This is a genomic window from Protofrankia sp. BMG5.30, assembly GCF_001983005.1.
GTDB classification, from domain to species: Bacteria; Actinomycetota; Actinomycetes; order Frankiales; family Frankiaceae; genus Protofrankia; species Protofrankia coriariae.
Genome location: NZ_MOME01000017.1, coordinates 86,933 through 101,854, shown reverse-complemented (window position 1 = coordinate 101,854; position 14,922 = coordinate 86,933). Strand labels below are relative to the sequence as shown.

Genomic DNA, 14,922 nt, shown 5'->3' with positions numbered 1-14,922 from the left:
AGCGCGTCCACCGGTGCCGTCTGCGTGACCTTTGCCAGAGAGCGACCGCCCCTCCCCGAAGCCACCCACACCGGCCCGCCGCCCCCACCGCACCGCCCCGCCGAGTCGGCCTGGCGGGCCAGCCACCGAGTCGGCCGCTGGGTCGGCTCACGACCGACGGCCGGCCACCCGCCCGCGGCGCGTCCTACCGGGTCGACCCACCGGGCCGGCCGGCCCGACGAGCGGGCCAGCAAACACAATCCACCAACAACACCGGCCAGCCGTCCGCCCCGCCCGGGAAGGCGAATACGGAGCGAGTATGGAACAAGTACGGAAATGGCTGCCACAGCAACCACTTGCCCCCTCGTTCCCGCGATTCGACCTCCGACCAACGATCAGAACGAACCCGGAGGAGGAGCCTGGGTCGAGAGGGCGGACCAGGGCGGCCCGAGATCCGAAACCCGAGATCTGAGATCTGAGACCAGGCGGTGTTACGAAGCGGACGTTTGTAGCCGGTGGTCGAGGGCGGTGTGGCGGCGGCCGCCGCTGACCGTGCGCACGGCCTGGCCGATGGCTCGGTGTGACCCGACCAGCACCACCAGTTTACGAGCCCGCGTGACCGCCGTGTACAGCAGGTTACGCTGCAACATCATCCAGGCGCTGGTGGTGACCGGGATGACCACGGCCGGGTACTCGCTGCCCTGCGAACGGTGGATGGTCACGGCGTAGGCGTGGACGAGTTCGTCCAGCTCGGTGAAGTCGTAGTCGATATCCTCGTCCTCGTCCGTACGCACCGTGACCTTCTGCTCGTCGAGGTCGATACCGGTGACCACGCCCAGGGTGCCGTTGAAGACGCCGCTGGCTCCCTTGTCGTAGTTGTTGCGGATCTGGGTGACCTTGTCGCCGACCCGGAAGATCCGCCCGCCGGCGCGGCGTTCGGGCGTGTCGGGACGCGCCGGGGTGAGCGCCTCCTGCAACAGTGTGTTCAGCGCGCCGGCGCCGGCCGGGCCGCGGTGCATCGGCGCGAGCACCTGCACGTCGCGGCGCGGGTCCAGCCCGAACTTCGCGGGAATCCGCCGGGCCACCACGTCCACGGTCATCGCCGCGGCCTCCTCGGTCTCGTCCGCAGCGAAGAAGAAGAAATCCGGCAGGCCGCGCACCAGCGGGTRCTCGCCGCTGTTGATCCGGTGCGCGTTGGTGACCACCCCGGACTGCTGCGCCTGCCGGAAGACGTGCGTCAGCCGCACGTGCGGGACCGGTGTCCCCGCCGCCAGCAGATCGCGCAGGACCTCCCCGGCCCCGACGGACGGGAGCTGGTCGACGTCGCCGACCAGGAGCAGGTGCGCCCCGGGCGCGACCGCCTTGGCCAGCTTGTTGGCCAGCAGCAGATCGAGCATGGACGCCTCGTCGACCACGACGATGTCGGCGTCCAGCGGGTGGTCGCGGTCGTAGGCCGCGTCCCCGCCGGGACGCAGCTGCAGCAGCCGGTGCACGGTGGACGCGTCGTGCCCGGTCAGCTCGGTGAGCCGTTTCGCCGCCCGGCCGGTGGGCGCGGCCAGCACGATCTTCGCGCCCTTGGCCTGGGCAAGCGTGACTACGGAGCGTACGGTGAAGCTCTTGCCACATCCCGGCCCGCCGGTGAGGACGGCGACCCTCTCGGTCAGGGCCAGTTTCACCGCCGCCCGCTGGGCGGGGGCGAGCTCGGTGCGCGTCCGCCCGTGCAGCCAGAGCAGCGCCCTGTCCCAGTCGACGTCGGCGAACGCCGGCATCCGGTCGGCGGGCGCGCGCAGCAGCCGCAGGAGCTGACCGGCCAGGGAGATCTCCGCGCGGTGGAAGGGCACCAGGTAGACCGCGGCGACGGGGGCGTCCGGATCCTCCCCGGGGATCTCCTCACGGACGACGCCCTCCTCGGCGACGAGTTCGGCCAGACACTCGATCACCGCGCCGGTGTCGACCTGCAGGATCTTGATCGCCTCGGCGATCAGCCGCTGCTCGGGCAGGAAGCAGTTCCCGTCCCCGGTGGACTCCGACAGGGTGAACACCAGCCCGGCCTTTATCCGCTGCGGGCTGTCGTGCGGAATCCCGACGGCCCTGGCGATCGTGTCCGCGGTACGGAACCCGATGCCCCACACGTCGGTGGCCAGCTGGTACGGCTGGGTGCGCACCACCTCGATCGACCGGTCGCCATATTGTTTGTAAATTCGCACCGCCAGCGACGTGGACACCCCGACGCCCTGGAGAAAGACCATCACCTCCTTGATGGCCTTCTGTTCCTCCCAGGCAACCGCGATCGCCTTCGTCCGTTTGGGGCCGAGTTTCGGGACCTCGATCAGCCGTTCGGGATGCTGTTCGATGACGTCCAGGGCGTCAATACCGAAATGCTCGACAATGCGCTCGGCGAGCCTCGGCCCAATACCCTTGATCAGTCCGGAGCCGAGATACCGCCGAATACCCTGGATCGTCGCCGGCAGCACGGTGCTGTAGTCCTCGACGTGGAACTGCCGGCCGTACTGTGGGTGCGAGCCCCACCGCCCCCGCATCCGCAGCGACTCACCCGGCTGCGCGCCCAGCAGCGCGCCCACCACGGTGATCAGCTCACCGGACCGCCCCGCGTCCACCCGGGCGACGGTGTAGCCCGTCTCCTCGTTGGCGTAGGTGATCCGTTCCAGTACCGCGTCCAGCACCGATCCGTGGAACGGCTGCCCTGCTGCCATGCCAGTACCGATATCACGGCCGGCCGCCGGTCCTACGGCTGGCTCTTCCGGTCGTGCGGCAGACTGTCGCGCCACCGGTCGGCCGCGGCGGCGAGCTCCTGGGCCCAAGCGTCCAGGATGCGCGTTCCGGCGCGGGCGGAGGAACCGGTCGGATCGCCCAGCACGCCGTTGGGGCTGACCGCGCGCACCCCGGACTCCCGCAGCGCCGGCAGGAGCTCACCGATCGGACGGGTCACCCCGGGCTCGACATGGTCGAGCCGCACCGCCTGCCCGCGCAGCGCGAGCATCACCGAGGTCTCGGTACGGCCGGCGTGGGCGTCGTCCGCGGGCCCGCCGGGCAGCCAGGCAAGCACCCGCCGGCCCTCACCGCGCAGCCGGGCGACGGCGCGGCGCAGCGGCGCGGCGTTGCCGCCGTGCCCGCAGACCAGCAGCACCCCGGCGAACGCGTCCGCCGAGCGGACAAGCTCGACCAGCAGCAACTCGACGCCGTCCTGCCCGATCGACAGGGTGCCGGGAAAGCCCGCGTGCTCACCGCTTGCGCCATAGGGCAGCGCCGGCGCGACGAGCACCCAGGATCGGGCACGGGCGAGCCGCTCGCACAGCGTCGTGGCAAGTTCGGTGTCCACGGTGAGCGGCAGGTGCGGCCCGTGCTGCTCGGTCGCGCCGAGGGGGACGGCGAGCACGCTGGTGGCGGCCCGCTCGGCCACCTCGGGCCAGGCGAGCTCCGCCAACCGCCAGGGCCGCACGACGGTCACGGTACGTGATGCCTGCCCAGGATGCGACGCGCTCCCGAAACCAGCGCGTGGCGTGGTTTCAGGTGGGATGCACCGCGGACCTGAAGGACACGGCGAAGGTACGCGGTCGCCGCGGCGGGCCGGCCGGACAGCTCCGGGAGCAGCGGGGTGAGCGTGCCCGCGCGTGCGGCGCCCCACCAGACCCCGGCGCCGTAGGCGGCGTCGTCGAGTGCCCGCAGCAGCAGCCAGCGCGGCGGATCCACGTCCGGCCGCCGCTGATACCACTCGTGCAGGTGCCGCCCCAGCGCCAGGGCCAGCAGCCATCTGCCCCGCCTGGTGCCCGCCAGCAGCGGGACGGCCGCCGGCCACCAGGCGCGGGTCACCGCGTCGGCGAACAGCCGGCCCGCGCCGAGGTGCCCCAGCGCCGCCACCCGCAGCGCCCCGGTGGCGGGCACCCCGAGCGGCGCCAGCCTGCGCGGCAGCAACGCCGCCGTGCCGGCCGCGACCACAAGCCCGGCCCGCGGCCGGCCGGCGGCCACCGCCGCCCACGACAGCGCGCTCCACACCGACATCCGCACCGGCGCGACGGCACCACCGTGCCGGGTCGCCAGCGGCGCCGCCGACGTCCCGTAGTCGAAACGCTGCCGCAGCCACGCCGTCCACCGGCCGCGGGGAGCGTGCCCGACCCGCGACACGGGCTCGTAACGGACCTGCCAGCCGGCACGCACCAGCCGCCACACCAGGTCCACGTCCTCGCCGAAGCGCATCCGCTCGTCGAAACCGCGCAGCTCCCGCAGGGCGGCGGCACGCACCACGAGCGCGGCCGAGGGGACGTAGCTCACCCGGCTGGCCGGCCGCACCGGCGCCGCGACGCCGCCGAGGTCCAGCGACGAGCGCGCCCGCTCGTAGCGGGCCAGCAACGACCGCCCAGGCAGGCTGGTCACCCGGGGGGCCACCGCGGCGACGTCCGGGGCGTCGAAGTGCGCCAGCAGCGGCTCCAGCCAGCCCGGCTCGGGCCGCACGTCGGCGTCCAGGAAGGCCACCAGCTCGGTGCCCGCCCGCCGCCAGCCGGTGTTGCGCGCGGCGGCCGGGCCGCGGGGCCGCTGGTGGCGGGCTGTCGCCCGCGGCAGCGGCGGCACGGATCCGTCGTCCACGACGATCACTTCCGCCAGCTCCCCCGCCTCCCCCGCCTTCCTTGTCTCCCTCGCATCCCCCTCGCCCGCATCGTTCTCCTCGCCAGCTTTGTTCGCCCCGCCCGCCTTGTTCGCCCCGCCCGCCGTACCCACCTCACCTGCCGCGCCCAGCGCGGCGAGCAGCCGTTCCAGGGCGGCGGCGTGGTCGCGCACGGGGACGACGAGCGTGACGTCGGACAGGCGCAGCCGGGGACGTTCGTAGACCGGGTGGGCGATTCCGGCCGCCACCAGCCGGTCCGCCAGCCGCCGCCGCGCCGGATCGGGCCCGACCGGCTGCCCGCGCATCCACTCCTCGACCAGCCGGGCGCCGGCGGCGGGCAGCCGCAGGACCCGCAGCGGGGAACCGCCAAGCAGCACCTGCCCGTCGGCCCACCGGCGCGTACCAGGGTCGAAGACCAGCCGCAGGACGCCGTCCGCCGGGCTTCCCGAGCCCGCGCGGCCCTCGTCCCGGGTGCCGCCGGCTCCCGCCGCGGGAGTGCCTGGGCTCTGGGAGCCCGCGGCATCCAAGGCGTCGTCCGCGCGCTTCGCGGGTCTCCCGGAGTCCGCGGGATTCCTGGGGCTCGCGGGATTTCCGGCGTTCGTCACAGCGGTGTCCGCGTCGCGGGAGCCCGCCGGGCCCACGGTGCCTGTCACGCGGTGAAGCCGCCGTCGGCGTGCACCACGGTGCCGGTGATCGCGGACGAGCCCTCGCCGCACAGCCAGCACACGGTGGCGGCGACCTCCTCCGGCCGCAGCAGGCGGTCGAGGAGCTGGTATCCGGCGAACCCGTCGACGTCCGGCAGGTCGTAGAGGGCGGCGGTCGCGTCCAGCATGGCCGTGCGGGTGGAGCCCGGGGACACCGCGGTGGCCGTGACACCGGTGCCCCGCAGGTCGGTCGCGAGCCCGCGCACCAGCCCCACGACGGCGTGCTTCGCGGCGTTGTAGGCGGCCAGATGCCACAGGCCGCGATGGGCCGCCGCCGACGCCAGCGCGACGAACCGGCCGGAGCGCGGCGGCGCGGCACGCAGCAGGGCGGGCACGGCCGCGCGGGCGAGGTTGAGCACTCCGCGGACACCGACCTCGAACAGGACGTCCCACTCGGCGTCCGTGGTCTCCCACAGCGGACGGCCGCCGGCCATCACCGCGGCGGCGGCCACCGCGGCGTGCACTCCCCCGAACTCGCGCTCGGCCAGCTCGACGGCCTCGGCCAGGGCCTGTGCCTCGCGCACGTCGGCGACCACGTCGCGGACCCGGCCGGGCCAGCGCCGGGCGAGCGCGCGCAGTTCCTCCGGCGTCCCCAGCGGGTAGGCGACGCCGGGCAGGTCGGCGCACACGTCCACCGCGACGACCCGCCACCCCTGCGCGGCCAGCTGGCCCGCCACGGCCGCGCCGATGCCGCGGGCCGCCCCCGTCACCACCGCCACCCGGCCGCTGCCCGCCTGCGGGTCCGTCGCCGTCCCCCCGGCCGCGGCCCGCGCGGTGCCTGCTGTTCCCTCGCCCGCTGTTCCCTCGCTTGCCGTACCTGCCGCTGTCCCTTCGGCCACCGCGTCCGTGGGCGCCGCTGGCCGGGTCACCGCCCTTCCCGCCGCTGGCGAGCGTGCCCGCGGTGGGCAGTCGGTCGGCCACTGCCGGCGTCCGGCGGCTTCCGGACGCGCGCCGGGCGTGGGCCGCCCGCCGCGCGCGTCCGGCACGACCCGGGCATCCGGTGCGGCATGGCATGCTCCCGTCCGACAACATGATTCGCTGTGACCGCAGGCACGCATAATATTGGCACTCAATGCCACCCGGAAGAGGCGATGCGGAACCAGCGCGAAGAGCGCGCACCCGGCACATCCGGCACATCCGGCGGCCGGGGTGGCCGCAACCCCGTCACCAGCCGCGCCGAGCTGGAGCATCTGGCGTTCGAGCTCTTCGCCGAACGCGGCTTCGAGCGGACAACCGTCGACGACATCGCCCGCGCCGCCGGTATCGGGCGGCGGACGTTCTTCCGCTACTTCCCGTCCAAGAACGACGTCGTCTGGGGCGCTTTCGACGAGGAACTGGCCCGGCTGCGCGCGGACCTGCGCACCTACCCGCCCGACGTCCCGCTGATGGACGCCGTCCGCCAGGCGCTGATCGAGTTCAACCGGGTCAACCCCGCCGAGATCCCCTGGCACCGCCGGCGGATGCGGCTCATTCTGGGCACCCCGGCCCTGCAGGCGCACTCGACCCTGCGCTATGTCGCGTGGCGGCAGGTCATCTCCGAGTTCATCGGTAACCGCATCGGCCAGGACGAGCACGCCCTGGCCCCGCAGGCGATCGYGTACGCCACTCTGGGCGTGGCGATCGCCGCCTACGAACAGTGGCTACGCCACGAGAACCTGGAACTCACCGAACTCCTGGACGCCGCCATGCGGAAGCTCGCCGCCGGCTTCGCCGGCACAGCCGAAAACCCCCCGACCGACCACGGCCCGGACCCGCGGTAATCACAGGTAACGCGGCCGGCCGAGCCCGAATCTGATCGTCAGGCAATTATGTGATCTTCTCAGGAGCCGGATTCCCGACAAGATCAACTTACCGGAACCATGGTTTGTGCGGTGGGCTCCGCTCCTGGTAGTGGACTCTTGCCCGCCGCGGACCGGGCTGGAGCCGGTTCGGCTCCCGGTACGGACAGATGTAGATTTTCTACTTCCTGTCACAATCCGATGGTGCCGCCAGCCCCCACAGGCGGGACGGGCAGCTGTGGATCCGTCACGGTGGCGGAGCCGGGAAGCCTTCTCCCTGCGTCAGCCGGAGGACGGCCTCGTGGGTGAGCCCGTCGTCGACGCGCCGGACATGCCAGATGCCGGACGTGACCCCCGGCTCTCTAGGCGAGGGCGGCGCGGACGGCGTCGGGTAGGTCAGCGGAGTCCGGGGCAAATATCACTCCAGGCACCGCACCCTCGATTTCGGCGATCTTGTTCTGCATGTGGGCCATCTGCGCGTCGGTCAACTCGCTGATCAACGTGGTCGTCGACACCCCCGCGGCGGCGGCGACCGCGGCCCCGTAGCTGTCAGGGTCGTTGCCGTCCTCGGCGGGCGCGTACCGGTGAAACGCCTCGGTGATGCCGAGGTCGCGGTAGCGGCCGGCCGGCCACTGCCGCACACCGGTGGTTTTCGCAGGGTAGCTGGCCTGGCGAAGGAAAGCGGCGATGGCGTCGTACCCTGCCTGACGAGTCGGGAAGATGATGAATCGGTGCCAGTTGAACTTGTCCCGATACTGGCCGTAGTCGGTGCCGCCGGGGACGCCGGTGATGTTGCCGGGGTTGTTGTTCAGCCAGGCATAGGTGCCCTCCCGGCCGCGCATGTGCGGGCGGCCGCGGTAGATGGCATCGGCGTGGATGACGAAGTTGAAGATCTCATCGCCGTGGCCGAGATAGTCCGTCGGGCTTTGCGAGCCGGGGAACCACACAGCTCGTGGGATGTCGCGGTCGGTGGATATCTGGCCGTTGTAGTACCAGACATGGTCACCGGGGACGAGGCCGACGCCGGACGGAGCCGGCCCCGGTCCGGGCGCGGGCGCCGAGGTGAGCTTCACCCAGATTGCGTCGAGGCCGTCGCTGAAACCCGCCTCGCCAAGCCCTGGCCAGTTCCCGGCGATCGGCCGCGGATACCCCTCGTCGGTTCCGACGCCGATCGAGTAGCGCAGGTAGGAATCGCCGCGGAAGAAATACGCCTTGCCGTTGCCCCAGTTCACGGCGGCGTCGACCCCGTCGGCGAAGCCCGCGTCGGCGAACCCGGGCCAGTCCTGCGCGATCGGCTGTGGGTAGCCGTCGTCGACCCGGTCGGCGCCGATGTCGTACTGCACGTAGGAGTCGCCGCGGAAGAAGTACGCCTTGCCGTTGCCCCAGTTGATGGCCGCGTCGACCCCGTCGGCGAAGCCTGCCTCGGCGAGCCCGGCCCATGCGCCCGCGATGGGTCTCGGCTCTTCGTCAACCTGGTTGCGCTGCTGGTCGATCCGCAGGTAGTTCGGGCCCCTGAACAGGTATACCTTGCCCGTGCCGAGGTCGAGCGCCGCGTCGATCCCGGTCTCGAAGCCCGTGCCGGACAGCCCGGACCAGCCGTCAGTGAGCGCCTTCGGATACCCGGCGTCCGCGGCGTCGCCGTCGACGTCGTAACGCAGGTACCGGCCGCCTCGGGTCACGTAGGCCTTGGACACTACATACCTCCGGATTGCTGGAAACGAAAAGTGGGGCGGGTGGGACCGCCTTCAGAACTTTGCTGGATGCTCGGGAACGCCGGTATGGCGCCGGTATGGCAGCGCTGCCGGTGTCTGGTTCTGCTGGACGCGGTGCGGCGTTTCACCCGGATCCGTGGAGAGTGGCCAGCGCCGTGTTCGCGGTGAGCACCACCGGGCGTTCAACGCTGATAATGATGCCGTCGACATCGATGTTGCGTACGGGATTTCCCTCGGAGTTCTTCACCGTGAACGAGGTTCGTACCGACCGGTCGACCGCGGCGCCGGCAGGGGCGTCCGGTGTCACACCCGCGGCCAGCAGGGAGCGTGTCGCTCCGGTGGCGTCGGTCACGGAGGTCAGCGTGACGACCACCGCCCGTGCCACGTCGGCGCGGGCGGCGGCGTCCGCCACGCAGTTGTCGAGCAGCTTCCCCATGTCGCRTATGGAGACCGATGCCGCCGCCCGGTCGTCCCCGTTGCGGAACACGAGCTCCGCGTCCACCAGGCTCAGCACCAGGATGTATTCCTGGGTGAGCTGGTACAACACGAAATTGATCGCGTCGGGATTCTGGGTGTTGTCGACCACCTGCTTGAACCCGGTCTCCGTCTCCACGTTGACCTGGTACGAGGAGTCCTGGGTGCTGACCTGCTGCGAGTGCCGCTCGTGCGAGTCCTGCCTCGCCTTGTTCACCTGGTCGCCGACGGCCCTGGCGAACGACGTACGGACGTCATGCGTGGCGCCCTTGACATGTAGATCGGCGTTGACCTCGCCGCCGGTAAGCCCGGTCGCCTGCGCCTCGCCGTGGAACGAGGCGTCCATGCCGTAGTCGTAGTTGTCGTGGCTTTCGGAGCTCGAGGTGTCCGTGCGCAGGCTGTCGGAAAAGTTGTTCACGACCTGTTGCGAGCTGCTTTCCAGGATGTTGGTCGACATCGATTCGTTGGTGGCCTGCGTCTTCTTCGTGACGACGTAGAATTCCGTCCTGGTGTGTCCGCCGACCTGGGTGGGCACGCCGACGACGCCGGCCCTTCCCATCTCACCGTGGAAGGTCGACAGCGTGTACTTTTCGCGCAGGAACAGTTGCGGCACCGGCATGAACCGGCCCAGTGCGGGCCACGCGTCCGTCGCGTTCAACGGACCGTCCTCGACGCGGTCGGCGGGCAGGTTGTAGCGGATGTACCTGTCGCCGCGGAAGAAGTAGATGTGCTCCTCGTGCGGCCCGGTTCCGTAGAACGCGAAGTCAACCCCGTCGGCGAAGGAGTCGGGCCAGTTGTGCCACATCGACGCGATGTCCACGGGCCCGAACTCGGTCGTGTCCGTATGGATGTTGTAGCGCACGTACTGGCTGCCCTTGAAGAACCAGGCGATGCCCAGGTAGTCGCCGACCCCGTGGATGGCCGCGTCGAAACCCTGCGCGAACCCGTCGGGCAGACCCCAGTGCCCGGCTATGGGCCGAGCTCCGACGACTACTGTGTCGTTGTTCGGGTCATAGCGAATGTACTGACTGCCGCTGAACAGCCACAGGTGGCCCTCATATGGCGCGACGTTGCCAGTGAGTACCGCGTCGATGCGCGTACTGATGTTTGCTGGAAGACCAGGCCAGTATGTGGCTGTCCGTAACCAATCGCTGGTGTCGTCCCTGCGCTCCGGGCGCTCGAAATAGCGGATGAAGTTGGCTCCCCGGAAGAACCAGATGCGGTCGGCGGTGGCACCGAAACCCCGGGCCGCGCTGTCGAACGCGCCCTTGCGCCGCGCGTACGGGGACTCGCTCGGCTCGGTGTAGCCGCCGAGCCTCGCGGGAAAGGCCGAGGGGGGAACGGCGAGCGCGGTCCACACGGGCTTGATATCGAATTCGAGGCTTTCCGGCAGCGCGGATGAAACCTCGAACAGCGGCCGGACCACAGGATTCGCCGGGTCCACGATCACAACATTCGAAGTGTCGCTCATCGCTGGAGACTCACCGTCCCGTCGCCGAGCCCGATCTCGAGAGTACCCGTGGCGAAGAATCGTAGCTGCGTCAGCGGGCCCAACGGATTCCAGTGGTATGTCGCCTTCGTGATCCTGGAGTCCCTGACGACGAACAACCCGATACCGGTCGCCTCGACGCGGCGTCCGGACGACGGAATCACCTCGTCGCCGCCCTCGACGCTGGCGTCGGCGGTGTTGTCGCCTGACATCGTCCATATCGCCACGACGGTGTCCCCGTCAGCGAGAACAGCCGTGACGTCCAGGCTGAGGTTCGGTATACCCGAGCGGTAGGCGATGATCTCGAGGCGCGGAATGACAGGACCCGTCCGACGCGAGGACCGGACCGGATGGGTCTCCTCGATATGACTACGGTATTCGGCGTCGATCAGATCCTCGATAAGATCGACCTTCCCGGCACCCCACACATCGGTGAGGAGTGCGCTCACTATGGTCCTGCTGTCCCCCGCCACGCGCTGCCCCCGGTTTGCCATTGCTCGATGCGGTCATCGGTCGCAGCTGATTTTATTGAGATCACGCCACGGTAACAAGGCCGCTTTGGAGAGGCGTAATGTCGGCCAGACGACGCTTCCCGTCCTCGCCTTTTGTCTTGTCGGGGTGAGCATGGCGAGGACACGGTGCGCACGTGGCCAGCGCGTGCGCCCAGGGCCAGGTTCCGGGAGGCCGTTTCGGGAAGCCGTAGCCGGCGGCGCCCGCAGCCGGGACCCAACCAAGCCATGATCGGATCAGCGAGGCAAAGCCCGGCCCACGCGCCCGCCACCCGGCGCACCGCGGCACCGATCTGATGACAGCAGAGCTCTCCGAGCGTCCGGACGAGCTTCCCCAGGCGCAGGTCGAATGCCTGTCGGGAGGGATATCCCAGGTCGACCACGGCCCTGGTCCATTCATCGGGGTACCGCAACGGCTGTGGAGACCAGCGAGTGGTCGGAGGATGGACTCCTCCGGCGCGTTCCGGTCCACATCGCGGTGCAGCCACTGTTCGATGTCGGTTCGATGTCGGTCAGGAAAGCATCACCGGCCACTCCGGTGCGGCGGTACTCGCTCACCGCCCACGGATACCCGCCGCAGGTGAGGTATGTCTGCCAGGCGAGGTTGAAATCCTCGGTGGTCGAGGTGAGCAGGCCGGCGATGTGCGCCACCTCCGCCGCCTGGAGATCCCGCAACGGCACGGACGGCGGCCGCGGCAGCTCCGGTCGGGACAGCACAATTGGATCACGGAACGACACCGGTACCAGGTGAAAAATATCGGTATCAGGTGGAAAACACTGCCATGACAATGTTTTCCGCCTACATCTTCGGCCAGCGTCGACGAGGTAGACGAGGTATAGGTGGTAACCATCGCCGGGATGATGGTGCCACCCGCGTTTCCGCCGCGGCCGCCGGTCAGGCGTGGGCGCGGGGGGTGGTGTGGGGGCGAGTGTGCAGGGAGCGGACGTGGGTGACGGCGGTGGCAACGTGGGTGGCCAGCGCGTGTACCTCGTCCTCGGTGGTGGGGCGGCCGAGGCTGAAGCGCAGGCTTTCCAACGCGGCGGTCGTGTCGAGCCCCATCGCCGTCAGCACGTGGGACGGCTCGGTGCTCGAACCCTTGCAGGCGCTGCCCGCCGACACCGCGACCTGCGGCATCGACGTCATCACCGCGTCGGCGTCCGCCCCGGCGAAACGCAGGTTCACCGTGTTCGGCAGCCGGGTGACGGTCGGGCCGTTGAGCTCCACGCCGGGGAGCTTCTCCGTCAGCAGGCCGTGCAGCAGCGCGGTGAGGTGGCGCAGCCGGTCGGCGTCGGCGGGCAGCCGCTCGGCGGCGAGCTGCGCGGCCTGGCCGAACCCGACGATGCCGGCGCTGTTGATGGTGCCGCTGCGCAGCCCCCGCTCCTGGCCGCCGCCGACGATCAACGGTGTCAGCCGGTTCTGCAGCGGACGGCTGGCGACGAGCGCGCCGACCCCCTTGGGTCCGTATATCTTGTGCGCGCTGAGCACGGCGATGTCGATCCCGTGCGTCTCCATGGCGACGGGGATCTTGCCGGCGGCCTGGGTGACGTCGCACAGGTACAGTGCGCCGGCGCCGTGCGTGAGCCGGCAGGCCTGCCGGATGTCCGCGATCGCGCCGGTCTCGCTGTTCGCGGCCATCACCGCGACCAGCCCGACCTGCCCCGACAGCTTCGACAGCAGCGCGGCGAGATGATCGAGATCGGGGGTGCCGTCGCGCAGCACCCGGATCAGCTCGACCGAGCCACCGTGCAGCCGCGCGGCCTGCCCGGCCGCCGCGAGAACGGCCTTGTGCTCGGTGGCCGCCACCAGGACGCGCCGACGGCCGGGCTCGGCACCGGCGAGGACGCCGTGGATCGCGAGGTTGGCCGCCTCGGTGGCGCCGCCGGTGAACACGACGCTGCGCCGGCCGGCGCCGACCAGGGCCGCGACCTGCTCGCGGGCCCGCTCGACCAGGCGGGCGGCCGCGCGGCCGGCGGCATGCCCGCTGGAGGCGTTCGCGAAGTCCTCGGTGAACAGCGGCAGCATCGCGTCGAGCACCCGCGGGTCGACCGGGGTCGTCGCGTTGTAGTCACAGTAGATCATCGGGGTCATGGGAGATCCGGTCACAGCGGATCGTCGTGACCGCACCGGACGCAGGAGCCGGCCCCTGCCCCCGCCAGCCCACCGGCCCCGGCTGTGCCGGCCGTGTCCGCCAGGCCTGGCACGCCTGCCGACACGTCCGACACATCTGACACATCTGACAGCGGGACGCGGCGCACCGTGTACGGCTGGGGGTGCGACGGCTGCCGCCGGACGGGCCCGCAGTCGACGCACTGCGGGTCGTGGGCCACCGGGAACGAGCGGAAGTCCATGTCCCACAGGTCGAAGGTGAGCAGTTTCCCGCTGGACGGCTCACCAAACCGAGAAACAATCTTGATGACCTCCATGGCGGCCAGGCAGCCCACCGTGCCGGCCACCGCGCCGAGCACCGAGAAGCCGAGCGGCTCCCACTCCGGGTCGCCGTCGGCGAACACGCAGCGCAGGCACGGGTCGCCGGGCAGCACCGTCAGCAGTTGGGCCTCGGTGTTGCTCATGGCCGCGAAGACCAGCGGCACCCCCAGGTCCAGGCACATCCGGTTGATCCGGAACCGTTCGGGGAAGTTGTGGCGGGCGTCGACGACCACGTCCGCGCCGGCGACGAGACCGGGCAGGAGCGGGTCGAACAGGTCCCGGTCCCACGCCTCGACCGTGACGTCCGGGTAGTGCTCCCGCAACGTGCCGGCGGCGCAGGCCACCCGTGACTCACCGACCCGGTCGGGTCGCATAAGCGTCTGTCGGTTGAGGTCGGGTGTCTCGAGGGCGCCGGGATGCACGAGGACCAGCCGCCCGACGCCAGCCGCGGCCAGGTAGGTGGCGACGGCGCCGCCTACCCCACCCACACCCGCCACAAGCACCGTCGCCTCGCACAGCCGCTCCTGTCCCGGTAGCCCGAAACCGCTCAGTGTCAGTTGACGCTCGAACCGCCGCATGTCCATGCCGTCCCCCTGCCTTCCGCTACCGGCCCACGGATGCGGGGACGACCCGTCGGACGGCGGGGACGGCGTCCTTGAGCTGCTGTTCGACCGTTTTCACCAGCTCGATGACGTCGGCCTCGCGTTCGAGGCCGATGCCGGTCAGTCGCACCGAGACCACGCCGTCGGCGACCCCGACCACGGACGCGTCCCGGCCCACCAGCTGCAGGTGCGGCCGGATGTGCTGGATCGCCACGTTCGCCTTCTGCAGCAGCGACGTCTCCACCCCGTCCGGCTGGACGGGCGGGACGAACGACGGGCCACACATACAGTGGCTACGCGCATGCGGGTTGTAGAAGGTGAAGCCGGACGACATCAGTGACTCGCTGTAGTCGATGCGCATGCCGTCGAACTGGTCGACCGCGTCGGCGGCGACGAACACGTCGAAGTCCGCCACCCGGGTGACGACGTCGCCGGCGCTCGGCGCGGGCTCGACGGCCAGCCGGTACCGGTGCCCGGCGCAGCCGCCGCTGCCGTCGACGCCGACCCGCAGGCCTGCGGTGGGCGTGCCGCCCTCCCGATCGAGCAGCGCACGTACCTGGCCGGCCGCCCGCTCGGTGAAACTGATCGTGATATCCACTGGTCCACCTCCAGATGCGTTCAGATGC

The 14,922-nt window shown here is 70.8% G+C and carries 12 protein-coding genes; 1 reads left to right on the top strand and 11 read right to left on the bottom strand.

Annotation, left to right across the window (positions count from 1 at the left end; translation table 11 throughout):
* Positions 1-470: 470 nt before the first annotated feature.
* From BL254_RS11410 to BL254_RS11395, 4 genes are read right to left on the bottom strand one after another with little or no spacing between them, the layout of a single operon-like run.
* Positions 471-2,693 (bottom strand): ATP-dependent RecD-like DNA helicase, encoded by a 2,223-nt coding sequence (locus BL254_RS11410; protein WP_076843280.1) that lies wholly within the window; start codon positions 2,691-2,693, stop codon positions 471-473.
* A gap of 32 nt (positions 2,694-2,725) precedes the next feature.
* Positions 2,726-3,448 (bottom strand): mycofactocin biosynthesis peptidyl-dipeptidase MftE, encoded by a 723-nt coding sequence (gene mftE / locus BL254_RS11405; RefSeq protein ID WP_083730994.1) that lies wholly within the window; start codon positions 3,446-3,448, stop codon positions 2,726-2,728.
* Entirely contained in the window at positions 3,445-5,253 is a 1,809-nt protein-coding gene (gene mftF, locus BL254_RS11400) for a mycofactocin biosynthesis glycosyltransferase MftF (protein ID WP_254858013.1), read from the bottom strand. Before mftF ends, mftE begins: the two co-directional genes overlap by 4 nt.
* Complete coding sequence (locus tag BL254_RS11395; protein ID WP_047221870.1) at positions 5,250-6,023, bottom strand: mycofactocin-coupled SDR family oxidoreductase; 774 nt, start codon at positions 6,021-6,023, stop codon at positions 5,250-5,252. Before BL254_RS11395 ends, mftF begins: the two co-directional genes overlap by 4 nt.
* 372 nt (positions 6,024-6,395) lie before the next feature.
* On the opposite strand from BL254_RS11395, the gene mftR reads away from it, so the two are divergent.
* Positions 6,396-7,064 (top strand): mycofactocin system transcriptional regulator, encoded by a 669-nt coding sequence (gene mftR / locus BL254_RS11390; RefSeq protein WP_076843279.1) that lies wholly within the window; start codon positions 6,396-6,398, stop codon positions 7,062-7,064.
* A gap of 380 nt (positions 7,065-7,444) precedes the next feature.
* Here the strand turns inward: mftR and BL254_RS11385 are convergent, their stop codons facing one another.
* From BL254_RS11385 to BL254_RS11355, 7 genes are all read right to left on the bottom strand, one after another.
* Entirely contained in the window at positions 7,445-8,776 is a 1,332-nt protein-coding gene (locus BL254_RS11385) for a hemopexin repeat-containing protein (RefSeq protein WP_076843278.1), read from the bottom strand.
* A 142-nt stretch (positions 8,777-8,918) separates the two neighbouring features.
* Positions 8,919-10,739: a hemopexin repeat-containing protein gene (locus BL254_RS11380; protein ID WP_139342274.1), complete on the bottom strand. Its 1,821-nt coding sequence runs from the start codon at positions 10,737-10,739 to the stop codon at positions 8,919-8,921.
* Positions 10,736-11,206, bottom strand: coding sequence for an ester cyclase (locus tag BL254_RS11375; protein WP_047221798.1), 471 nt, complete (start codon positions 11,204-11,206; stop codon positions 10,736-10,738). The genes BL254_RS11380 and BL254_RS11375 overlap by 4 nt, the downstream gene beginning before the upstream one ends.
* Positions 11,207-11,662: 456 nt before the next feature.
* Positions 11,663-11,983, bottom strand: a complete 321-nt coding sequence (locus tag BL254_RS11370; protein ID WP_047221799.1) for a hypothetical protein — start codon at positions 11,981-11,983, stop codon at positions 11,663-11,665.
* A 178-nt stretch (positions 11,984-12,161) separates the two neighbouring features.
* Positions 12,162-13,355 (bottom strand): cysteine desulfurase family protein, encoded by a 1,194-nt coding sequence (locus tag BL254_RS11365; RefSeq protein WP_083730992.1) that lies wholly within the window; start codon positions 13,353-13,355, stop codon positions 12,162-12,164.
* An 11-nt stretch (positions 13,356-13,366) separates the two neighbouring features.
* Positions 13,367-14,278, bottom strand: coding sequence for a HesA/MoeB/ThiF family protein (locus tag BL254_RS11360; protein WP_047221800.1), 912 nt, complete (start codon positions 14,276-14,278; stop codon positions 13,367-13,369).
* A gap of 19 nt (positions 14,279-14,297) precedes the next feature.
* Positions 14,298-14,894 carry an iron-sulfur cluster assembly accessory protein gene (locus tag BL254_RS11355; protein ID WP_047221801.1) on the bottom strand — a complete coding sequence of 199 codons (597 nt, stop codon included), beginning with the start codon at positions 14,892-14,894 and terminating at the stop codon, positions 14,298-14,300.
* Positions 14,895-14,922 lie beyond the last annotated feature (28 nt).